This window comes from Snodgrassella sp. ESL0304, assembly GCF_013344995.1.
GTDB lineage: Bacteria > Pseudomonadota > Gammaproteobacteria > Burkholderiales > Neisseriaceae > Snodgrassella > Snodgrassella alvi.
Genome location: NZ_JAAEDR010000006.1, coordinates 1 through 23,683 on the forward strand (window position 1 = coordinate 1; position 23,683 = coordinate 23,683).

General features: G+C 40.7%; 21 protein-coding genes. 16 read left to right on the top strand and 5 right to left on the bottom strand.

The features are described from left to right. Positions 1-1,185 precede the first annotated feature (1,185 nt). Both GYX91_RS00710 and GYX91_RS00715 read right to left on the bottom strand, forming a co-directional pair. On the bottom strand, positions 1,186-2,913 hold the full coding sequence (locus GYX91_RS00710) for a M48 family metalloprotease (protein WP_078475044.1): 1,728 nt from the start codon (positions 2,911-2,913) through the stop codon (positions 1,186-1,188). Between the two features lie 498 nt (positions 2,914-3,411). Beyond that, positions 3,412-3,717, bottom strand: coding sequence for a hypothetical protein (locus tag GYX91_RS00715; RefSeq protein WP_078475043.1), 306 nt, complete (start codon positions 3,715-3,717; stop codon positions 3,412-3,414). A 620-nt stretch (positions 3,718-4,337) separates the two neighbouring features. Between GYX91_RS00715 and GYX91_RS00720 the strand changes: the two genes are divergently transcribed. The 9 genes from GYX91_RS00720 to GYX91_RS00760 all read left to right on the top strand — a co-directional run bounded on the left by GYX91_RS00720 (position 4,338) and on the right by GYX91_RS00760 (position 13,855). Further along, the gene (locus tag GYX91_RS00720; protein ID WP_174829692.1) at positions 4,338-6,566 is read left to right on the top strand and encodes a TonB-dependent hemoglobin/transferrin/lactoferrin family receptor; all 2,229 of its coding nucleotides are present in this window, start codon (positions 4,338-4,340) and stop codon (positions 6,564-6,566) included. Positions 6,567-6,643: 77 nt separating this feature from the next. Further along, the gene (locus GYX91_RS00725) at positions 6,644-7,684 is read left to right on the top strand and encodes a hemin-degrading factor (protein ID WP_037393145.1); all 1,041 of its coding nucleotides are present in this window, start codon (positions 6,644-6,646) and stop codon (positions 7,682-7,684) included. Positions 7,685-7,784: 100 nt separating this feature from the next. Beyond that, on the top strand, positions 7,785-8,573 hold the full coding sequence (locus GYX91_RS00730) for a hemin ABC transporter substrate-binding protein (RefSeq protein ID WP_084565135.1): 789 nt from the start codon (positions 7,785-7,787) through the stop codon (positions 8,571-8,573). Positions 8,574-8,575: 2 nt separating this feature from the next. Beyond that, positions 8,576-9,577, top strand: a complete 1,002-nt coding sequence (locus tag GYX91_RS00735; protein WP_174829693.1) for an iron ABC transporter permease — start codon at positions 8,576-8,578, stop codon at positions 9,575-9,577. Between the two features lie 9 nt (positions 9,578-9,586). Beyond that, entirely contained in the window at positions 9,587-10,357 is a 771-nt protein-coding gene (locus GYX91_RS00740; protein WP_174829694.1) for an ABC transporter ATP-binding protein, read from the top strand. 205 nt (positions 10,358-10,562) lie between these two features. After that, entirely contained in the window at positions 10,563-11,363 is an 801-nt protein-coding gene (locus tag GYX91_RS00745) for an amino acid ABC transporter substrate-binding protein (protein ID WP_025329846.1), read from the top strand. A gap of 78 nt (positions 11,364-11,441) precedes the next feature. Beyond that, on the top strand, positions 11,442-12,086 hold the full coding sequence (locus GYX91_RS00750) for an amino acid ABC transporter permease (RefSeq protein WP_037393149.1): 645 nt from the start codon (positions 11,442-11,444) through the stop codon (positions 12,084-12,086). Positions 12,087-12,090: 4 nt separating this feature from the next. Continuing rightward, the gene (locus GYX91_RS00755) at positions 12,091-12,846 is read left to right on the top strand and encodes an amino acid ABC transporter ATP-binding protein (RefSeq protein WP_174829726.1); all 756 of its coding nucleotides are present in this window, start codon (positions 12,091-12,093) and stop codon (positions 12,844-12,846) included. Between the two features lie 112 nt (positions 12,847-12,958). Further along, the gene (locus tag GYX91_RS00760; protein WP_174829695.1) at positions 12,959-13,855 is read left to right on the top strand and encodes a DUF3800 domain-containing protein; all 897 of its coding nucleotides are present in this window, start codon (positions 12,959-12,961) and stop codon (positions 13,853-13,855) included. A gap of 381 nt (positions 13,856-14,236) precedes the next feature. On the opposite strand, the gene GYX91_RS00765 is transcribed toward GYX91_RS00760, so the two are convergent. Beyond that, complete coding sequence (locus GYX91_RS00765; RefSeq protein ID WP_078475037.1) at positions 14,237-15,151, bottom strand: hypothetical protein; 915 nt, start codon at positions 15,149-15,151, stop codon at positions 14,237-14,239. Between the two features lie 354 nt (positions 15,152-15,505). Between GYX91_RS00765 and GYX91_RS00770 the strand changes: the two genes are divergently transcribed. From GYX91_RS00770 to GYX91_RS00785, 4 genes are all read left to right on the top strand, one after another. After that, on the top strand, positions 15,506-15,736 hold the full coding sequence (locus tag GYX91_RS00770; protein WP_174829696.1) for a hypothetical protein: 231 nt from the start codon (positions 15,506-15,508) through the stop codon (positions 15,734-15,736). A 6-nt stretch (positions 15,737-15,742) separates the two neighbouring features. Further along, positions 15,743-15,901, top strand: a complete 159-nt coding sequence (locus GYX91_RS00775; RefSeq protein ID WP_174829697.1) for a hypothetical protein — start codon at positions 15,743-15,745, stop codon at positions 15,899-15,901. Positions 15,902-16,119: 218 nt separating this feature from the next. Then, positions 16,120-16,407, top strand: a complete 288-nt coding sequence (locus GYX91_RS00780) for a MafI family immunity protein (RefSeq protein ID WP_100126002.1) — start codon at positions 16,120-16,122, stop codon at positions 16,405-16,407. 26 nt (positions 16,408-16,433) lie between these two features. Then, on the top strand, positions 16,434-16,823 hold the full coding sequence (locus GYX91_RS00785; RefSeq protein ID WP_238791297.1) for a cupin domain-containing protein: 390 nt from the start codon (positions 16,434-16,436) through the stop codon (positions 16,821-16,823). 148 nt (positions 16,824-16,971) lie between these two features. On the opposite strand, the gene grpE is transcribed toward GYX91_RS00785, so the two are convergent. Both grpE and ppc read right to left on the bottom strand, forming a co-directional pair. Then, complete coding sequence (gene grpE, locus GYX91_RS00790; protein WP_037476114.1) at positions 16,972-17,520, bottom strand: nucleotide exchange factor GrpE; 549 nt, start codon at positions 17,518-17,520, stop codon at positions 16,972-16,974. A 264-nt stretch (positions 17,521-17,784) separates the two neighbouring features. Continuing rightward, entirely contained in the window at positions 17,785-20,487 is a 2,703-nt protein-coding gene (gene ppc / locus GYX91_RS00795) for a phosphoenolpyruvate carboxylase (protein WP_174829699.1), read from the bottom strand. 365 nt (positions 20,488-20,852) lie between these two features. On the opposite strand from ppc, the gene cysT reads away from it, so the two are divergent. Genes cysT through GYX91_RS00810 form a run of 3 tightly spaced genes read left to right on the top strand, consistent with a single transcriptional unit; the run spans position 20,853 to position 23,674 of the window. After that, entirely contained in the window at positions 20,853-21,689 is an 837-nt protein-coding gene (gene cysT / locus GYX91_RS00800; protein ID WP_174829700.1) for a sulfate ABC transporter permease subunit CysT, read from the top strand. Beyond that, positions 21,689-22,561 (top strand): sulfate ABC transporter permease subunit CysW, encoded by an 873-nt coding sequence (gene cysW / locus GYX91_RS00805; RefSeq protein WP_174829701.1) that lies wholly within the window; start codon positions 21,689-21,691, stop codon positions 22,559-22,561. The genes cysT and cysW overlap by 1 nt, the downstream gene beginning before the upstream one ends. Positions 22,562-22,591: 30 nt before the next feature. After that, the gene (locus tag GYX91_RS00810; protein ID WP_174829702.1) at positions 22,592-23,674 is read left to right on the top strand and encodes a sulfate/molybdate ABC transporter ATP-binding protein; all 1,083 of its coding nucleotides are present in this window, start codon (positions 22,592-22,594) and stop codon (positions 23,672-23,674) included. Positions 23,675-23,683: the final 9 nt, after the last annotated feature.

A 23,683-nucleotide genomic window follows, 5' to 3' on the forward strand; every position in this document is an offset into this window, starting at 1 on the left:
TGACAGAGATGCCAACTTCAGCTTCATTTAAAATAGATACAATTTGATGCTCTGAAAATTTTTTCATATTGAAATTCTCCTTAAAAATATCATAGAGAATTTTCTACTTTCTTGCTGTACTATTTTAGGGGATAGTTACAGGTTCCTGATGATCATTAATGATGCTTTTTTGATAATCTAAATTAATTTCTACTAATTCCTGTACATCGTTTTGGTAATTCGATTACAGAATGCTTAACTCCTTATTAAACGGATCTTCCGGAAGTCTGGTTGCAGTAATGCTAATGAGTAAAATATTCAATGATTTAGGCTGGTAATATTTAATACTAGACAGCCGTTGAGCTAAATTCGGGTATCGGTTGTAAACAGAAGGTGATTATTTAAGTAGTTTGCTAAGTGACAGTGTTTCTGACTTTCCTGCATAATATGTAACATAATCTAAGTCAGATAATCTATATCTGTTTTGTAATATTAATTTTCCAATGCCTAAATAATTGGCTCCTGCAAAAGATACGTCTAAGGTAAAGTATTATTTAGGAATTATTTTTAAAACATCTAAATCTGCCATAAACTCTTTGGAACGATTCCATTGATAAATTGTCCAGTTAAATGAATGATAAAAAAATGTTTAGATGGCAGATATATTCGATAAAATAAATAATTTTTTAATAAATCAATTGTTTCAGTTAACTTATCAATTTGATGATTAAAATTGATGATTAAAACTTGCTTATGCATTTAAATGATTTCTGGCAATGTGATTTAATTTATGTGCGATTATGCTGTTAAAGTTAAATAATTAATATAAGATTTTATATCGGTTATATTACCTCCTTTTCTTTCTATTATTGCAAAAAATAAATTTTTCTCTTTTCCCTGTCCCGTTTTGTGCTAATAAATTCAGAATTCACCCATAGCCATTCTTATATATTGAATAATCAGTATAATAATAGTAATTACAGCTATTGTTACGGGAATCCACCAAAAAGAAATTTTATTTTCAGAATTAAAAAAAAGAAAATAAGACAGTACCAATACAATCAGATTAAAAATTCCCAAAATGTTAAATATGACCCATTCAATAGGAACATCGGCATGTCCATGTTTATTTTCATAAAACAGAAATATATAGCCGGCCATCTGAAGAAGCAGAATAATAGGAATAATAATGAATTTACTCATAATCTATTGATTATTTTTGTTTTGCATAAATAACTGCAGCTCTATTCGGGCATGAGCAACTCTTATGTAGTCTGATATTAAAGACTCACAATCCGGTAACTTTAATTTGCCTCTGATTTCATATGCAGTTATCTGGATATGATTATTTCGTTTGTTATATTTTATTTTTGCGTTACATGGTTTGAATTCTCCCGGTTTGAATGCTGGATTGAGATAAAGAGTTAGCTTTTTGTACATTTGGCCAGTTATCTCAAAAGAGTCTATTTGCTTCCATGGAATAGCTTTATCAAAGCAGGGAAGAATTAATCCGCGTGGCTTCATGGTAAGTAGTGCTGAACCAATGCTTTTATACATTTTGTAGCATCTGAATAAGCAAAAAGCACTGATCATTGAGAGGATAATGACACCTATCAGCCACTCTGAATCATGTGCTTTATCAGTTGTAATACAAGCATATGTTATTAAGATAAACAGACCAGCCAGCAGGGATCGCAGAAACGATCTGATTATTCCGCCCTGTTTTAAGGTAATGGTTTCCTGAGGTTGACTACTGATATGTTTCAGATAATTTAATTTAGTTTCTGCTGTTTCCTGTATATCATTTTGATAATCTGATTGCAGGATGTTTAGTTCTTTACTAAATAAATCTTTCAGAAGCGTGGTCGGACTAATGTTGATGAGCAACCCACTCAAACGGTTTAATTCGCCATATTTAATGTAAGACAGTCGTTGAGCTAAAGTCGGGTGCCGGGCATAAACAGAAGGTGATTTTTTTAGAAGTTTGCTAAGCGAAGGTGTTTCTGAGTGTTCTACATAGTGTGTAACATAATCTAAAGGCAGAAAGTTTATATGTGTTTTATAGTAATAATTTTCCAATGCCTGATTAATTCGTGTTTGCAAAAGATGCATTTTACTTAAGGCTAAAGCAAATTGCTCTTTATGGGTAACTTTTAAAACATTTAAATCCGCCATAGCTTCTGTGGAACGATACCACCAATGAATTGCTTTGTTGAACGAACAATAAAAATATTTGGCTAGCAAATATGGAGGGTAGAATAAATAATTTTCGAATAAAGAATAGGATAAATAATTCTGGTATAAAAAATTAGCTGTTTCAGTTAACTTATCAATCTGACGATTAAAATTTGCAGATACATTTAAATCATTACTGGCAATATGACTTAATCTCTGCGCAATTATGCTGGATAATTCTGCTAAGGTTAAATAATTAATATAAGTACTGTCCAGATATAAAGTATTTCCTGTTAATACTATTCTGTCCGGATACAGACGAACTGCTTTATTACTTACCCTGAAGCCATTTCCTATGCAAAGTACAATATGGTTTGGCATAGCGTTTAACCCAAGCTTTTGTACAATTTCCCTAATTAATTTCCATAATGCCGGATTGGTTTCAGTCGTGATCAGCACACCGCTTACTCTGGCTGTTCCTGTATTATCCTGTTTGTTATATCTGTGTAAATAGAAAAAGCATAATCCTGCTACAACAAACAGAGGGATGATTGCCTTCTCCGGTCTTGTACCATCAGTAAGTATTATGAAAACGAATAAAAAAGACAGGATAAGACTGATGGGCAATATCAGTAAAATTGCCTGTATCATATGCGACGCACGAGTAAAATTAATGCGTAACTGTTTTAATGATTTATCTGCTTTTCTGCCTAGGCGCTGAATCAGGAATAAAGCAATCACGCCGGTAAAAAGACACACGATACCGCTAACTATGCCGCCTGCAGCGAGTGGTCTGGCATATGTAAGTGCGAAATTATGCTTTTTAATTTCTTGCTTTATTTGCTGACGCTTGCAGTTATTCTCATAACTTTCAGGCTGCTGTAGTAACTCTTGCTGTTGTAATGAAAGCTGAAAGATTTCCTGATTGATGCTCTGGATTTGTGATGAGGAGGGATAATAGTAAATGCTTAGGCGAATGCTAATAAGTGGTAATAAAATGATGAAAAAAAAAGATAGATTTTCTCTTTGAGCGAAAAGATATGAAGGTTTGTACTTTTATGCAAGATAATCACCTGCTATATTACTTTCTTTCGTAATCTTACGGAAAAAAGCAATATGAATCAGTTAACAATAATTCAGAATCTGTAATTTACCAAACTAAATACATTTCTACCATTAGAATACATAAAAACAAATGATTTTATATACTTTAATGTCTCATTTTTATTAAATTTTCTGACCAAGTTAGGAATTTGCCTATTTATTATTCGGTTTTTCTGTTCCGGTCTGCAGAATAGCTGCTAAACCACCATCGTCTGCCAGAAAATCAAATGCCTTTACGGTTGGTTCGGTTAGTGTCCAGAGAATTTCTTTATAATTAAATCCCTGATCGATTTTTAACCGAATTAATCCGTGTCCGTCCAGATAGATAAGATTGCCCAGTACATGATCAAGGCTATATTGTGTTACTAACTGGTCAAAAAATTCCTGCGATGAGGGATTCGGAAAACAATCGGTAAGTTCGGTAAGAATCTGATACTGAAGAGTACGATCAAGTTGCATGGCTGTCTGTGATAATCAATATAAATAATGGAATAATTGTAATATAGCCTGATTAAGCTCTGGTAGCAGGCTGCTGTGTTTTGTAATCTGGATGTGTAATTTTAATTATGATGATTGTTTCAGGAAGTATTTTGTATTTGTCTGGTTCTCATTGATACATTTAGAATGTTAAAAAAATAATAATCTGAATTAGACAGTGGTAAACCGACAGTAAGCGGTGATGAGAGATACTTATTATATAGAAATTAGCAAATTTTATTTTGATAATATAATTGATAAAATAAATTTTTTATTACTCTGAAAGATAAATTCAGAATATAAAATAACCTAAAACAAAGTTTGTATAATTTTATACAAGAGTAATTTTAATAATTATGAGGAAGTGATGTTTTTATATTAATAAAAAATTATATTTTTACAAAACCGATCTGTCCGGATTTAAAACATATTTATGCTTACTGTCATTTATAAGAATACTGTAAAAAGCAGATGAGCAGTATTAGAAAAATATGACTTAAAATTAATAAGAATAATTCCTATTTGCACTTGTATAAAAGAATCATTATTGATTACAATGCGGCATCTTTATATTAATTTGTGTCAAAAGGGGTTAACTTAATATGCGCCGCTCACCCAAGATTATTGCGCTGGCTGTAGCTTATATCGGCTTTCCTGCAGTAGTTTATGCCGAAGGCGAAGCTCATTTGCCAACAATTCATGTTGAGGGTAAACGTGTTACGCCAAGTGTATTCAAAGATACTAAAGTCAAGGCAGATACTATTAAGAAACAAGGTGCGGTGGATTTAAAAACGGCATTAAAAGATGTTCCGGGTGTAGAGGTATTGGATACTCAGGGTACACGACAGGGTAATGACAGTGTCAATATTCGTGGTTTAAGTGGTAACCGGGTTGGTATGACCATTGATGGAATTGAGTTGCCTGAAGCAAATGAAATGAAGCATACGGGACAGTATGCGATTTTCGGTCGTGGTAATTTTATGGATGTTTCCGCGCTCAGTAGTGTTGATATCAGTAAAAATGCCCGTGGTTTTGGTTTGGGCGGTGTTGTTGCTATGCACACACTTACCCCCGATGAGATTTTGCAGGATAAAGATCAGGGTGGTTATATTGATACTCAGTATAACAGTGTGGATAAATCTACAGCGGTAACAGGTGTCGGTGCAATGAGAAGTGACCGCTGGCGCGGAATGGTACTGGGTACTTACCGTAAAGGTGATGAAGTGGATAACCGGGGTAATATTGGTGGCAAAGGGGCTTTGCGTACTAAATCAGACCCTGTTGATCACAATAGCCGGTATTTTCTTACTAAGCACGAATTTGATATTAATGACAAAAATACCCTGAATTTTACTGCTGAATATTTGAGCCGCAATCAGTGGACTGATTCATTGTCTCAGGTAAATAGTACCTATACTGATGTACGCGGTATAGATGACAACAAGAAAACACGGTTTTCACTGGGGCATGATTATCATAGTGATGAGGGATTGATTCATTCAGGTAAAACTCAGATTTACTGGCAACAGACTAAAACAGATTCAAGTACCCGGCGTGACTATGTCAAAGGCTGTACCAGTATGGTTCCTGACCGGAATAATCGTTGCGTTTTTGATTTTACCAATAAAGATAAAGTATGGGGATTGACAACAGACTGGTCATCGCATTTTGATACAGGTAGTCTGAGTCAGGAATGGCGCTATGGTCTGAGTTTTGCGCACCATGAATTAACTAGTGACTGGCAAGGATATTATGCCAGATCGAAACCTAATGCCGATAACACAACTATTCGGGCCAGTGCGTATATAGATGCAGATCTGCAATGGGGAAATTTGGTTGTCAGTCCGGGTTTGTCGGCTGCTTACTATAATATGAAGCCTAATTCCAATGGCTTTGTAACCGGAATCAATGGTGAAATCGGTGAATTGCGCAAAAAACATCAAAGTGCGCTGACCCCCCGTCTGGGTATTTCCTACCAGATTACTCCGTTGCTGGTACCGTATTTTCAGTATGCCCGTGGTTTTAATGCGCCATCATCTCAGCAGCTGGCTTCTTCATGGAATCCGGGAAACTACAGTTCCTGGGGTAATCCGAATCTAAAAGCGGAAACTGCAAATAATTTTGAGCTTGGTTTACGCGGTAAAAATGATGTTTTTGAATACGGTATAGCCGGATTTGATAATCACTATAAAAACTTTATTGATTATGTAAATATTTCTGATGTGGTGAAGCTACCGGCTGATGCTGTATGGAGCCGTCCGGGCAGTAAACAGACGCTGGTATTGCAGGCACAGAATTTCAGTAAGGCACATATTTACGGCGGTGAAGCATATGCACGCTGGAAGTTCGCACCAGACTGGAAAATAAATGGTTCAATAGCCTATTCGCGTGGCTCGATTCGCCAGGAAGGCGTAGACAGACCGCTTAACTCAGTGATGCCGGTTAAAGTGAAACTTGATCTTGCCTATGATAAGGAAGTGTGGGGAGCCAATGTTGATTTAACCTATGTGGCGAAAAAAGATGATAGCGACATTCAAAATGTTCCAAAAGGAACAAGTTACTATAATCCGTCCAGAAATTATGCACTGGTTGATTTGGGTGGCTATTGGAAACCAACTAAGCATCTGAGTTTCCGTGCCGGTGTGAATAATGTTTTTAATAAGAAATACTGGAACTGGGCAGATATTGCTTACATGATGCCGAATGTAAACAGTCAGTCGGGAACCTCTGGGCAAAGCGACGGCAATGCGACTAAGTTAACCAGAGACAATGCTGATTTCTATTCTGCTCCGGGACGGACATTTAATGTAGGGTTGCGCTATACCTTTTAAATAAATCTGAAAATAAAATAATTAGCTGAATTATTTGCTAAATCACTATCAATAATAACTTTGTAAAGGAACGAGACATGAGTTTATGGCAACAATATCTGGATAAAAAGGCAACTGTCGAAGGAGGAATGTACTTTCCGCGTCAGGCAGCAGCTGATCTGGGTGTGAGTGAAGGCGCATTAATGGCAGATGCTCCGGACTCTGTTTATCTGGGCAGCCGGATTCGCGATCTGGTACTTAAGCTGGAAACCCTGGGAGAAGTTTTGAGTGTGGTGCGTAATGATGCCGCAGTACATGAAAAAGTCGGTGTTTATGAACATGTAACGCTGACTGCGCGTACAGGGCTGGCGCTGAATGTGGGCGGGCTGGATTTGCGTTTTTTCCTGCATAACTGGCATCATGCTATCGCTACAACAGTGGTGATTGGTGAAAGAACCATGCGTTCGATTCAGTTTTATGACGAATACGGCATGAGTATTGAAAAAGTTTTCATGCGTGATGAAACTAAACTGGACGCATGGCAGGCACTGATTGATGAATTCGCAACCAGTGGTAAACCGGAATTTCTGCCGGCACCGGAAATTAATGTAACGGTACCGGAACCATTGTCGCCAGAGCGCGAGCAGGCCTTTCAGGAGCGCTGGAATGAACTGAAAGATGTACATCATTTTGGCGGTTTGCTGGAGACTTTTAAAATTGACCGCCAGCAGTCTTACCGTCATGCACCGGCAGGCAGCACTAAGCAGGTCGATCGCAGTGTATGGGAAGAAGTTCTGCAGTATGTTCAGGCAAATAATCTGGAAATTATGGTATTTGTCGGTAATCGTGGCTTAGTGCAGATTCAGACCGGTAAACTACACAATGTAGTACGTTCACATGGCTATCTGAATGTACTGGATGCCAAAGTACCGGAAGAAGGCTTTGATTTGCATCTGCGCGATAGTGATATTGTGGAAACCTGGGTGGTACGTCGTCCGATCAGTGAAGGTTATGTGACCTGTATAGAAGGTTTTGACAAAAATCGTCAAACTGTGGTGCAGATTTTTGGTCGCCGTGAAGAAGGTAATGACGAAATGCAATCATGGCATCAGCTGATGGATGGCTTGTTAGCAGGCTAAGTAGCCGGGGCAGATATGCATTTTGTAGTTATGGTGAAATCATAAATTACTAGGAATATGTATATCTGCCATTGTAATATGAGTAATTAAAGGGTGGATTATGAAAAAATTACTGTTGGCAGCGGCTATGTGCGCTGCTTTTCCATTTGCGTTTGCTGCTCGTATTGTTACGCTGACGCCTGATGTGGCAGATATTGTGGTGGAGTTGGGTAGTGCTAAAGAAGTAGTAGGGCGCGAGAGGGCTTCTACTAATCCGGCTTTAAAGAATGTGCCCAGTATCGGCTTGTTTCACGGGCTGAGTGTGGAACCGATTGCGGCCAGAAAACCAACTCTTGTTCTGGGTTCGTGGATGGCTCAGCCAACCAGTATTTACGCCAATCTGAACCGGGTAGGTGTTAAAGCGGTGAATGTTGCGCCAAAGGATGATATTAATGGCTATGCGGCCGGTGTTCGCCAGATCGGACAGCTTATTGGTAAGAGTAAAGAAGCCAATGCATTGGCAGATCGCTGGCTCAGTCAGGTGAAACAGATGCCAAAAACCGGTAAGCGCTATCTGATTAGCTATGATGGTCGTTATGTTTCCGGCCGGGGTACTGCTGCGGATGAACTCATCAGGCGGGCTGGTGGTATTAATGCAGCCGCTGCTATTGAAGGTATGAAACCGATGTCACGCGAGGCATGGCTGGCCGCGAAACCGGATATCATTCTGATTGCCGAACGTAACCAAAAACTGACAGGCGGCGTGCAGGGCTTGATTAAACGACCGGAAATTGCTGCTTCTCCAGCCGCAAAACAAAAGAAAATCTATTTTATGCCGTCAAATGATATTTTTCGTTATGGCCTGAATACTCCGCAGGTTATTCCTAAACTTTATAAACTGGCACAATAATTATGACGCAAGTGCAGCAAACGGCCGGTACGCCTGATCACAATAGGGTGAAAAGTGCGTTCTGGCCTAAATTGGTTTGGTTTATCGCCGCTATATTATTCAGTTTACTGTTGAGCTGGTTTTGTCTGGGACTGGGTATGGGTGGCTGGCAATGGCCGCAATCCATGGATGAGATAACACTAGGTATCCGGCTGCCGCGAGTACTGGTAGCGCTGATAGTGGGTGCCGCACTGGCCGCTTCTGGTGCTGCATTGCAGGCATTATTTGATAATCCGCTGGCGGATCCGAGCCTGATAGGTACTTCCGGTGGTGCCGCACTGGGGGTTATTGCCGTCCTGGCGGGTGGCTGGGGTGCAGTAACAGTACCAATGGCTGCGTTTCTGGGGGCTTTGCTGGTATGTGTTCTGATTCTGACGGTACATCGTCTACTAGGCGGAGGAACATTGGGGCTACTGGTGATGGGTTTTGTTATCAGTGCCTTTTGTGGTGCATTGGTAAGCATGATTCTGTTTATGTCGGATGATATGGTTTTACGCAGTGCAACCAGCTGGCTGGCTGGCAGTTTGGCTGAATCTGGTTTTACTTCACCATGGTATGCTCTGGTAGTAATGCTGCTGGGGTTGTGTGTTCTGGTGGCAGTGGGCAGGCGACTGGATATTCTGATGCTGGGAGAAGAAACAGCCATTAGTATGGGTGTTGCTGTCGGGAATACCCGAATATGGGCAGTGATAGGCTCAGCTCTATTAACCGGAGCAGCGGTATCAATGGCCGGTATTATTGGTTTTCTGGGTATGATGGTACCGAATGTGGTTGCCCGTAATCGTGGCGGTAGCCGGCGTAAAATTATTCTGTTATCTGCCTGGCTGGGAGCAATATTTTTGCTGCTGGTAGACAGTGTATCGCGCTGGCTGAGTTATCCGGTTGATTTGCCTGTGGGTATTGTAATTTCTTTACTTGGCGGACCATTTTTCCTGTGGTTGTTTTTACAGCCATTGCGTCGCTAGGATCTGGATATGGAAAATTTATTTACCATTCGCAATGTACATGTACAACCACGTGGCCGTTGTATTTTATCGGTACCACAACTTGATTTACCGGCCAATCAGCATATCAGTATTATCGGGCCGAATGGTGCAGGTAAGTCAACTTTACTGCGTGCACTGTTAGGCCTGCATGGTGCCGGTGTCAAATTATTTGGAGAACCGGTTGACAATAGTTTAAAGCGCCGGCAGATTGCATGGGTGGGTCAGCACGGACAATATAATTTGCCGCTTACGGTAGTTGAGTATGTACAGCTTGGCTGCTCTCCTCAGGGCGGTTGGTTTAAGAAAGCCCGGGCACCCGCAGCAAAGCTCCGGCAGTTACTTGATGTTTTCGACTTGTGCACACTGGCACAGCAACGCATAGGCAGTTTATCCGGAGGTGAACAGCAGCGTGCTAATGTAGTACGTGCGCTGCTTCAGAATGCACCATTACTACTGCTTGATGAACCATGTAATCATCTGGATATTCGTCATCAGCACCAACTGATGCATTATTTACATGAGCATCACGATGATTTTTCTGTTGTTATGGTACTCCATGATTTAACTATGGCAGCAAATCATTCTGATTTTATTGTATTAATGAATGAAGGACAGATAGTTGCTTCAGGAACACCTCAGGATGTTATGCAATCTGCTTTGCTGAGTGAAGTATATCAATGGCCCATCCGGCGTATTGAAGAGGATGGTAAACTGTTTTTTCGTATGAACCATCAAGCGTTGCATTCGGCTGCCGCATAATATCACAATGAATCTCCATGGTTAGTATCAGCACGGTTCATGCTGAATCAGAGATAAAATGACCAATAATAACTTGGTATTTGTTTGCTATGTGTTCTGGTATTTGCAGTAAATACCTGATTGCCGGCAGATGAAAGTGTTAAAAAATTCCGGTATAGTGTGTATGACACAATTATCTAATACCTTTAAATCAGGAACTTTATATATGCAAAACGCCATACGTAATTTTTTATTTGGTTCTGTGGTTGCGGTGGCGTTAGCTGCCTGTGGTGGTGAATCTGCCTCAGGTACTGCTTCCAGCTCCGGTGAGAGTACAGGTCAAAAGGTAGTAATGGGGCTGGATGACAGCTTTCCGCCTATGGGCTTTCGTAATGAAAAAAATGAGTTAGTTGGTTTCGATATCGATATGGCTCGTGAAGCAGCCAAGCGTGCCGGTCTGAATGTGGAGCTTAAGCCAATCGACTGGAGTGCCAAAGAATCGGAGCTTAACAGTAAACGTGTTGATATGCTGTGGAACGGATTAACCATTACTCCACAGCGGCAGCAGCAATTATTATTATCCAAACCGTATATGGACAATCATCAGATTATTGTTGTCCGTCCTGATAGCGGAATTAATACTAAAGCTGATCTGAACGGTAAAATTGTGGCAGTTCAGGATGGCAGTAGTGCTGTTGATGCAGTAGAAGCTGATCAGAATACAGCCAAATCATTCAAAGAATTGAAGAAATATGCAGATAATGTGACAGCATTAATGGATGTATCCGCCAAACGTGTAGATGCACTGGTTGTAGATGAAGTAGTCGGTCGCTATTATGTTTCAAAAAAACCTAATGAATATAAAGTATTAGGTGATAATTTTGGTACAGAACAATATGCTGTTGCTTTCCGTAAAGATGATCAGGCTCTGGAGCAAAAAATTCAAGGGGCTCTGGATAGTATGAAAGCAGATGGTACATCTGCTAAAATTGCTACAAAATGGTTCGGTAAAGACATCATTAAATAAATGTTGTTTTACTTTGGAATCAACGCTGCCTGAATAGAATTTATTCAGGCAGCGTTATTGTTGTTTTAAGGAATACACATGAATTATGTGTTAAATATGCTGCCTGAACTCTGGACAGGAGCAAAAATTACTCTGAGCCTGTTTGCCATTACCCTATTACTGTCTATTCCGTTAGGGTTGGTATTGGCATTATTGCGCCTTTCCGGAATCAGGGCACTGGATTATATTGTTAATTTTTATATCTGGGTGATGCGCGGCACACCTTTGATGCTACAGATTTTCTTTATTTACTTTGCTTTACCGGCAGTAAATATTTTACTGCCGGCATATACTACAGCGGTAGTAGCATTTGTGCTTAACTATGCTGCTTATTTTGCAGAGATTTTCCGTGCCGGAATTCAGGGGGTAGGTAAGGGACAGTATGAAGCAGCAAAGACATTAGGGATGAGCTATGGCCAAACCATGCGTCGTATTGTTTTACCACAAATGTGGAAAAAAATTCTGCCGCCGTTAAGCAATGAAACGATAACACTGGTTAAAGATACATCGTTGGTATATGTGCTGGCATTACAGGATGTAATGCGGGTAACTTATCAGCTGGTACAGCGTGAATTTAATCTGATGCCGTTTTTTGTGGCGGCTGCATTCTACCTGATTATGACTCTAATTCTGACCTGGGGCTTCCAGAAAATGGAGAAACGCTATGCACGCTACGACGACTGATTTAATGATAGATGCCCGCGGTATTTATAAGGCTTTTGGTAATACTGAAGTACTCAAAGGCGTCGATATTCAGGTAGCACGCTCAGAAGTAGTTGCCATTATCGGTTCTTCCGGTTCAGGCAAATCTACATTACTGCGTTGTCTGAATTATCTGGAAAAGATAGATGCGGGCAGTATTACCATTGAAAATGATTTTCTGGTACAGAACAATATCCACAATCGTGCCCATTATGTATCTGAAGGTCTGATAAAAAAAATCTGTACTCGGATGGGTATGGTTTTTCAGCAGTTCAATCTGTTTCCGCACATGACCGTATTACAAAATATCATTGAAGCACCAATAACTGTGAAAAAAATGAAGCGTGATGAGATTGTTCCGCTGGCACAGGAGTTGTTGCGCAAGGTTGGTCTGGCTAATAAACAGGATTATTATCCGTCTCAATTATCCGGCGGACAAAAACAGCGGGTTGCTATTGCCCGTGCACTGGCTATGCAGCCGCAAATTATGCTGTTTGATGAACCTACTTCAGCGCTTGATCCTGAATTAACCGGCGAAGTGTTGAAAACGATGCAGCAACTGGCTGAAGACAGAATGACTATGGTTGTGGTCACTCATGAAATGGGTTTTGCGCGTGAGGTGGCTGATAAGGTGCTGTTTATGGATAAAGGTGTGATTGTTGAATCGGGTGAAGCGAGAAGCTTTTTTGCTAATCCGCAGCATGCACGGACACAGGCGTTTTTGAGCTCGATGTTGAAGTAAATTTATTAATATTAAAGTTTATACAAGTTGTAGTTATTGTTTATATTAAATGTTTGATTAAATATCAATGCGGGGATATGCATTCTGTACTAAACAGTATGTAGTAATAAATATGACTAAAAGTAATTTGATAGCTACTAACAATATATATAATATTGAGAATCAGGTTCAATTAGCCTTAGATTTGGATGAATCTGCTAATAGTAAAGAAAAATCATTAGCAGATTATTATAATTCTTTTAGCCCATTTATTGTTTATGCAGATGAGAGCGGTACGCCAACTATGGATAATGATAAAAATTATCCAGTTTTTGTTTTGGCATTTTGCATTTTTAATAAGCGTATTTATACTGAAAAATTGGTGCCTTTAATCCAAGCATTGAAATTTAAATTTTTTGGGCATGATATGGTTATTCTACATGAAAAAGAAATAAGAAAACATGAATACCCTTTCAATTTTAATTCCAAGGCTTTATCTGATGAATTCTTAAATGATTTGAATAAAGCAATGTGCGAAACTAATTTTATTTTAATTTCCACTCTTATCGATAAACGCAAGGGTAAATGTGAAGATAATTTATATAATACAGCTATGGAAGTATGTCTGGTTAATCTTTATAATTTTATGAGAGAAAAAAATAGTCACCTTAGAAAAACTTATGTTGTCATAGAATCACGGGGTGCAAAGGAAGATAAAAGCATTGAATTAGCATTTAGGCGTATTTGTGATGGACATAATTCATTAAAGACTAATTTTCCATTTGAGATTTTGATTAAGAAAAAAGACACTAATAGCACTGGATTACAGTTTGCTGATTTGTGTGCTAGACCTATTGGTAGGAATCATTTAGATTTTAATAATTCTGGAAAAAAACTCAATAGGGCTTTTGAGGTATTAAAGTTAAAATTTTATTGTGAAGGTGGCCGGCTTAATGTGGGAAACAATTATCTGAATTATGGGCTAAATATTTTGCCGGAAAATAAAGTCCAAAAAGCAGAAGAGCCTTGAGAATACTCAAGGCTACAGCGCCGACTGGGCTACCCAATCCATTTGTTTAAAGTATACCTAAGGTAAAATTTTAATTCAATAAAAATTTAGGAAAGTATTAATATCTAAAAATGATATTGGCATATAGGAGATAGTTTGATTTATCTTGAAATTGGATTAATTAAAAGATATCTTACTGGTCAATTATTTTATTGCTTGATTTGCTCATCCAACTCTTTAATTTAACATTATGTTATTTAAGTATTGTATATTCTTTCTATATTCTAGAAAGAATATACTTGTTCTGGTTTAATGATAAAGTAATATTATAAATTAAGAATTACTAAAATGCTCTTCTAAGTTTAATTCAAAATAGATAAATTTATAATATATAGTTTGATATTATATTGCTGGTTTAATCCATAGCTGCTGGTTTTTCTGGTCTATTTTCACGCTATATTTTTTCAGGAAATCCACGCCAAGTAAGCCGTCTGATTCAAATTGTTCCGGCATACCGTCCATAATAGCCGCCCGAATGGGGAATTTACGGATAGATGGGTTAGTCAGAATGATTTTAACAGTCTGGGGATTGCCTTTTTTATTCAGGCGCAGGGTGGCTCCTTCGGATTTGGGTGCGGGTATTTTATTGCTGCTGTTGAATGATGCTGGCAGTAATTTTCCTTTGATAAAGGTCATTGATGCTCCGGTATCCAGAACAAGGCTGTATGTTTTTTTCTGGTCGGTAAGGTTGATGATAATGCCTTCTTTGGGATGAATGTTGTAGGGGAAAGCAATCCATTGCTGGTTTATCTGGGTAGAATCCTGACCATCGTCGATTATGATTTTTTTGTGCGCAAAATCTAGGGTAAGGATGTGATTCTGAAAGAGTGGCAAACCGATAACTGGCAGGTTGTCATCTGGTGCAGGTGCCTGTTGCGGTTCCGCAGTGCTGGAATAACTCCAGCCCCATGGTTTCAGTTCTTCTGCATTGATGTTGTCAAAGTTAAGCCCGTTGATATCTAAATGTTTTATCAGAAATTTTTGTGTTTCATTAATTTTTCCACTTAAATCCAGATTTTTATTGGTATTTTGGTTTTTGGTCGTATCTGGCAGTTGTTGCAGTGTATTTAGCGGTAAATGCAAGGCTGTCTGTGAACCTGTATCAAGCTGAAACTGGCTTGGTTTACCGTTGATATTTAAGACTACTTTGGCAATATGGGTATCTTTGGTAAAGGTTACCGGTAATACTACTTCTTTTGCCATGGCCATTTTTATGGCTATGCAGATAAAAATAAAAAACAGGCTTGATAAACGCATGGATTTTATCCTTTTTTACAATATGGGGTAATATTGGTACTGTGCGTTTATACTTGGTTAATTGGTAATAGGCAAGAACAATTAAATTTAATAATCAGACAGATTGGTTATATTTTTGTTTTTTTAGGCGGGCGCTACACACTTAGAATGTTTATTTTAATATTTATTGACTATTAATTTTTGTCATTTGTTTAAGATAGAAATATTATTTTTGGTATAAAACTAAAATCTGGATTAAATATTCTTGCTTAGGTTTGCCATGGATTTTTTTATCAATATCGGAAGTTATTGATAGGTATTTTATTATTATGTGTTGGTTGGTGGCGATTTTCGCCTTATTCACCACGGGTGGTTATGCCTGCATATTTAAATGATGGCGTAGATTGTTCGCAGTTTCCGCCGATGGCTACGGGTGATGAACCATTGCAAACAGAAATACCAAAAGGAATGCAGCCGTTTGTGTTGCCAAAAGTGAAAATGACTCCTTTGGCTGGGTTTAGTATGCCCGCACGTGTACTACATCGCGCTGCTTATCTTTATGATGAACCCGCTAGTATCTCTGCAACTGACAGGTTTGTGGGGTGAGGGTTTATGGCTAATGAAAAGGTAGTAAAGCGCCTGAAATTTGAACAGAGAGCCCGTTTTGGTGGTATTGCCTGCACTAAAGATGGGAGCTCTATGCCATATTCTTATGATGATATGTACCAGAATGCTTCGAATGTTCATTTGATTCCGGCAAAAAAAAAATAGCTGCTCAGATTAGTGGTATTAAGGTTGGGGATAATGTCCGTGTGGATGGTTGGCTGGTTAGGGTCGATATGGGAAATAGGTATGTGGTATCGTCATTGTCACGCACTGACAGGGGAGCGGGAGCGTGTGAAGTAATACTGGTATGTAATGTTACCCGGCTTGCTTCTGAAAAAGTGTGGCCGGATTATAAGTGACTTTTGTTTCAAGGCAGCCATTAAATGAATATTGAATATCAGGAAGTAGAAGAAAATTTTTGTAGTTTAATTTCTTTACTTAATAAGTGTTTTACCTCTAAAGAAATAGATGAAATAAAAGATTTTGTTGATTATGGTGAATATGGATTAGCTTTAGATACTTTGATTGATATTATTAAGGAAGAAAATAAAGAAATAAATAATGATATTTTTCAATATATAGCAAAATTGTCTAACCTCATGGAGCAAAATATGGAAGTTATAACTAAAGACTTAATTAAATATATGAATTTTGATATGGGGGTGGAATGATGTTAGCTAGATGGTTGCTTGCATTGATGCTGGCCGCTATGGCCAGTAAGGTATGGGCTGATGTGTATTCAAAAGATGAATTGATTGGTTTTAATCGCGATGCCGCAGCAGGTGGTAAGGGCACTTTGTATGGGCAGTTTGCATTCAGACGAGATGCGGCAAAGAGAGACGAAGCGATCAAGGAAATTGGCTGGATGACGTTGCAACCGGGTGATTCAATCGGTTTTCATCGGCATGAGCATAATGAGGATACTTATATTATTGTTTCTGGGATAGGTCTGTTTACTGATTCTGATGGTAAATCTTATCAAGTTACGGCTGGTGATGTGACGATTGCGCGTAAGGGGCAATCGCATGCTTTGGCCAATATAGGTAAGGAGCCGCTGGTGTTTATTGATGTGATTGCTGAGCAATAATTTCAGGTACAGTTTTACTGCTCAGATGGATAGCCGGAACGGCATGTTTTTGCTCTTTGAATCGTAATTTAATTGGATGGGGATGAAACTGTATACATAAAAAACCGTCAGACCTTGGGTGGGTCTGACGGTTTTTGTGTAAGCAGGTTTATTCTGCGTCAGCAGCCTTAGCTACAGTTACCATAGCAGGGCGTAATACACGGTCGGACAGGGTATAACCTTTTTTCATTACCGAAACTACTGTATTGGGTTCTTGCTCACTTTCTACACTTTGCAAGGCCTGATGACGGTGTGGATCAAGTTTGTCGCCGGCTTTAGGATCGATCTCTTTAATATTAGACTGATCGAAAGCTTTTTGTAATTCGGTCAGCGTCATTTGTACGCCCATTTTCAGTGCGTCAAAGTTACCGCTTTGATCTTGCAGGGCCATTTCCAGATAATCTTTAACTGGCAGCATAGCACTGGCAAATTTCTGTCCGGCAAATTTATGTGCGCTTTCCAGTTCATCCTGATGACGTCTGCGCAGATTTTGTTCATTGGCGAGTGAACGTAACTGTTCGTCTTTGAGTTGTCCTTCAAGTTCGCTAATACGTTCCTGTAACTCTTCTACGGTAGCTTCAGGAGCGACAATTGGTTCTGTGGTTTCGGTATTATCGTTAACCTGTGTTTCGTTTTCGGTATTGTTTTCCGGTTGCATATTTTTTCCTCTGCAAAAGGGTAAGTTATGTGATTAAATTGGGTCGTTGTATATCGATTTCAAGCGACTGTAACAGATTTGTAATCACTTTTACTTATTAATTTTAATACATTGATTTTTATAAAAATTAAATATATTTATATATCAATATCCAAGTATTTTATTTTGGATATAAAAATAAATATTTCATTGGAAAAATTTAGGTTATATGTACTGGTGATGAGCGGACAGAATGGAAATACTGTCCGCAAAACAGGATGATATCTAGCCGGTATTACGCAACCCTTGTGCAATACCATTAATTGTCAGATGGATGAGCTGGAGTATCTCACTATTATCCGGCTGCTGGCGCAGTTGTTGCAGCAGATGTATCTGCAACCAGTTCAGTGCATTCAGATACGGAATACGCAAGGCCAGAGAACGTGCCAGAGTGCGGTTATCACTCAGATAATGCTGACGTTGCAAAATATTAAGCAAAGCCTGCCGGCTGCGCTCAAACTCTTCAGATAGCATGGTGTAAATGGTTCTGGCAGCTTGCTGATCACTGGCAAGATCTACATAAGCCTCAGCAATAGTAAGATCGGCTTTGGCCATGACCTGATCCATGTTGGAAAGCATGGTTTGAAAAAACGGACTGTTTTTGACCTGCTGCTGTAAGCGTTGCAGATTGGTGCTGTCCTGTTCAATCAGTTCCGCTACTGCACTACCGAAACCGTACCAGGCCGGCAGCATCAGGCGGTTCTGGGTCCATGAGAATACCCATGGTATGGCGCGTAAGTCTTGAATTTTGGCCAGTGTTTTCCGGCTGGCGGGGCGGCTGCCAATATTCAAGCTCGCAATTTCCTGAATCGGGCTAGTTTGCAGAAAATAATCAATAAAGCCCGGAAAGGTAATTAATTGCCGGTAATGTGTGAATGCACTGGCAGACAATGCATTCATCAGTTCGCTGTCAGGCTCACTGTTGTGCATGGGTAAAACAGTAGCTTCAAGAGTAGCAGCAATGAGTGCTTCAAGATTACGTTCTGCATTGGTCGGATCAGCATATTTGGCGGTAATAACTTCTCCTTGTTCAGTAATACGTATTTGTCCGGCTACGCTGCCAGCCGGCTGTGCCATGATTGCATCGAATGAAGGTCCGCCACCGCGACCGACACTGCCACCGCGGCCATGAAACAGGCGCAGACGGATATGGTGCTGACCAAACAGTTGTACCAGTCTCGATTCAGCCTGATAAAGTGACCACTGGCTGGTTACATAACCACCATCTTTATTACTGTCGGAATAGCCCAGCATAATTTCCTGCAGGTTATCACGACTACGCAAAAAAGCACGATACCAGGGCAGATTAAATAATTTATCCATAATACTGATGCAATTATGCAAGGCATCAATGGTCTCAAACAGAGGAACAATATTAATCCGGCTGGTCGGTTTCTCATTACTGATGCTCAGTAAACCAGTTTCTTTCAGCAATAACGCTACCACCAATATATCGCTAACGGTTTCGGCGTTAGAAATAATGCACTGATTGATAGCGGTTTCACCATAGTTATTTTTAATATTCGCCGCAGTCTGGAATATAGCCAGCTCACGCATGGTGTGCGGACTATACTGAATATAAGGGCTGTATAGCGGGCGCTGGGTGCTTAATTCACGTAACAGAACGCGCTGTTTGGCTGCTTCACTTAATGTCTCAAACGTTTCAAGACCGGCATGTGTAAACAGTTCGGCTACAACTTCGGCATGTTTGGCTGCATGCTGACGCAAGTCGATGGACATCAGATGAAAACCGAACAGGGAAACAGAACGAATCAGGTCAGCCAGTTTGCCTTGTGTGAGCAGGGCACTGCCATTTTGTTGTAAAGAACTGGCTATATTATTAAGCTCCTGCAAAAGTTCCTCTGGTTGTTTATATGGAGGCAGACCATGATGCTGGTTGTGTGGAGCAATATTCAGTTGCCGCGAGGTGGCATTCAGGCGTGCCTGTATATAGGTAAGAGCACGGCGGTATGGTTCTTCGCTATGAGCCGTTGCGGTATCCGGTGACTGCTCGGCCATATGATACACGCTGCTGTCAATCTGAACACGACGAGAAGAAAGCGGCAGCAACTGATGCAGCTCATCCAGACATTGATGATAATGCTTTAACAAAGTATCACCCTGAAAGATGAAAGCTTCCTGTAAAGTATCTGCATTAACATACGGATTACCGTCACGATCTCCGCCAACCCAGCCACCGATACTGAGTACATCAGGAAGAGTTATTTGCGGATACGCGCTAGTGAGCTGCTGTTGCAGTTTGTGGTAAAGGGCTGGTACCGCTTTAAAAAAACTCAATGGAAAATAAGTAACGCTATTATAAATTTCATCACTTACGCTGATTTTGAAATGGCGCGTTTCATCAGTCTGCCATAAGGCCAGCAGAATAGCTTCAGCCTGTTGCTTTAGCTGTTCGTTATAGTGATTATCAGAATGGTCGTATTCACTGAGAATAGTGCGGATATGACGCTGAAAGCACAGAATGCACTGGCGCTGTACTTCAGTCGGGTGAGCGGTTAGCACTGCACTGATACTGGTTTGCTGCAAAATCTGTTCCAGTTGCGCAGCACTAATCTGCTGTTGCTGAATCTGGTTGATAACATGAGTAAAACTGGTGCGTCCGGGATGCTGTCTGTCATTTTCATATGCTTGTCGCCGCCGTTCATGGTGCGCATCTTCGGCAATATTCAGTACTTGTGCAAACAGGCTGCATGCACGAATTAAATCTTGCTGTTGTTGTAAATCCAGAGTAGGCACTACCTGTTGAATGATGGTTTGTGGCTGATTACCACTGAGGAGCTGGCGCAATACAGTTTGCACAGTAGCTGTAGTTTCGTTTTGCAGGACGTTAAATAGTGCTTCAGTCAGGAATTTGATATCAGCCGACAGGGGCGCATCTTTACGCTCGTCCAGAAGTGATGTTGGCATTGTGTTCTCGCTTTTGCAGACTTGTGTTTATATTGAATAACCTACGTCCATGATATTACGTGGTGATGATACGGGCAATACTACTGATTCGATAAGAGTTATAACCTCAGCTTCTTAGGTTACAAAAATATATTCTTTCTCAATCACCCGAACAGCCTTTTATATTGTTGGCTGATTCTGATTTAACAGAATGATTGAATTTGTTTTTACATTCTGTTTTTTTGACTTGTTAATTCATTTTCTTGTTGTGGTTGGTATTTTGCGCTTGGAACATAGCCCGAACAGGATGCTTCCAATGTGTGCCGGTGTGTCTGATACAGCTACCGGTATTGTTTGTGCCTGCCAGGTCTGTGGGAGAGAAGGTTATGCTGTTTTTAAAACAGCCATCTGTACTGCCCGGTTTTTCGCTTAGTCTCGGCATAAGTGTGTTATCGCTGTCAGTACTGGTGCTGTTGCCATTTACGATGCTGGTATGGACTGTTACTGATCTGGGCTGGCATGGTTTTATACAAGTCATTTCTGAACCAAGGACACTTGCTGCGGTATGGCTGACTTTGAAAATGTCTTTACTGGCAATGCTGGCCAGTGTGCTGCTGGGAACTTTGGTGGCATGGGTATTGGTACGTTACCACTTCTGGGGTAAGGATCTGGTTAATGCATTGGTGGATTTGCCGTTTGCTTTACCTACTGCAGTAACAGGGGTGGCTTTGGCTACCTTATATGCACCTACAGGGTGGATAGGTGCGTTATTAACCCGGTTTGGCTTGCAGATAGCATTTACACCGGCAGGTATCTGGCTGGCATTGTTGCTGGTAAGCCTGCCATTCGTCGTACGCGCAGTACAGCCGGTGCTAGCAGAATTATCAGGAGAATATGAAGAAGCTGCGGCTATTCTGGGCGCTTCCAGATTAACCATTGTAATTAGGGTACTGCTGCCGGAAGTTTTGCCGGCACTGGTAATGGGGGCAGGTATGGCTTTTGCACGCGCTACCGGAGAATACGGTTCCGTAATTTTTATTGCCGGTAATGTGCCATTTAAATCAGAAATTCTGCCGCTGATTATTGTCAGTAAATTTGAATTGTTTGATTTGCCTGCAGCGGCAGCAGTCGCATTATTTATGTTAATAATTTCCTTTACCATTTTGTTTATGCTGAATTTGTGGCAATGGCGTCTGAGCCGGCGTATGCAGGGACGATACTGATGAGCACAGTTAAAACCAATGAGTTGCTTACCGAACCGCGCTGGCTGCGCTACTTGCTGATAAGCATAACGCTGCTGTGTCTGAGTTTGCTGTTACTTTTGCCGCTGTTATCAGTATTCAGTTTTGCGCTGGCAAAGGGCTGGCAATTGTATCTGGCTGCTTTGACTGATGAAGAGGCACTCTCAGCTATTCGTTTGTCCTTGCTGATTACTGTTATTGTTGTGCCGGTGAATGTAATACTGGGTGTGGCAATGGCCTGGTTGTTAACCCATTTTTCATTTCGTGGTAAACAGTTATGGACAACTTTGCTGGATCTGCCATTTGCAGTCTCACCGGTCGTGGCGGGTCTGATGTTTGTTTTACTCTTCGGTAGTAACAGCTGGTTCGGTGGCTGGATGGAAACACATGGAATACAGATTATTTTTGCAGTACCGGGTATGGTGCTGGCGACTCTGTTTGTTACTTTCCCTTTTGTGGCGCGTGAGCTCATCCCTTTAATGCAGGCTCAGGGAAGTAGTGAAGAACAGGCTGCACTGATACTGGGTGCCAGTGGCTGGCAAATGTTCTGGCGTGTCACATTACCCAATCTGAAATGGGCTCTGGTTTACGGCATTATTCTGACTAATGCCCGTGCAATGGGTGAGTTCGGGGCTGTCAGCATGGTTTCAGGCCATATCCGCGGTGAAACCAATACAATGCCTTTACTGGTAGAGATGATGTATAACGAATACAACATGGTAGGGGCATTTGCTGTTTCCAGTTTACTGGCCTTGCTGGCTCTATGCACGTTGGTATTACAGAAGTATCTCGACTGGCGGCAGACACGTTTGTTCAAAGATGCACGGCGCGAGCAGATTGCAGTAAGCGACTGAATAAGTAAAGTACCGTGCTGGGTAGCGATTATGAGTATTCGTATTAAACAATTAAATAAATATTATGGTGATTATCATGCCTTGCAGAATATTAATCTGCAGGTACCAACCGGTTCACTGACGGCATTGCTTGGTCCGTCCGGTTGTGGAAAAACCACCTTATTACGCATCATTGCCGGGCTGGAACGCGCAGATTCAGGTGAGCTGTTTTTTGCTGATGATGAGGTCAGTAATCTGCATGTGCGTGAGCGCCGGGTCGGATTTATGTTTCAGCACTATGCCTTATTCAGGCATATGACCGTATTTGATAATGTGGCTTTTGGTTTACAGGTACTGCCAAAACGCATTCGCCCGAATAAAGCAGAAATAGCTGCCCGGGTGCATGAATTATTACAACTGGTGCAGCTTGACTGGCTGGCTAAAGTATATCCGCAGCAACTATCCGGAGGTCAGCGCCAGCGTATTGCTCTGGCACGTGCTCTGGCAACCAGACCAAAGCTGCTGCTGCTGGATGAGCCGTTTGGTGCACTGGATGCCAAGGTGCGCAAGGAATTACGCCAGTGGCTGCTGGAAATTCATCATCAGCTGGGAATTACCAGTGTACTGGTTACACATGATCAGGAAGAGGCGCTGGAAATGGCCGACCAGATAGTAGTGATGAATCAGGGAAAAGTTGAGCAAAGCGGAGCTGCCTCATCTTTGTATGATAATCCTGAAAATGTATTTGTTACTGAGTTTCTGGGTGAGGTTAATGTATTTGAAGATGCCTGTATTGAACACGGGCAATTGTGTCTGGGGCATTATCATGAACCTATTACCACAGGAGAAAAAGCCCGTCAGAATGTAGCTGTTTATATCCGGCCTCAGGAAGTACAGGTATTAACTCATATTCAGGATAATGTAATTGCCAGTGCATGCGTAGAAAAAATACATGCTATCGGTGCACAAATAAGGTTATGGTTGCGCCGGGAGGATAATAATCAGCGTATACAGGTATGGCTGTCGCCGGCCGAGTTTCGTACGCTGTCATTGCAGCCGGCTCAGACAGTATGGTTCAGACCTCAGCGGTTGACTATGTTCAGATTGCCGGAGATGGTGGATTACGTGATTTAGTTAGATTAA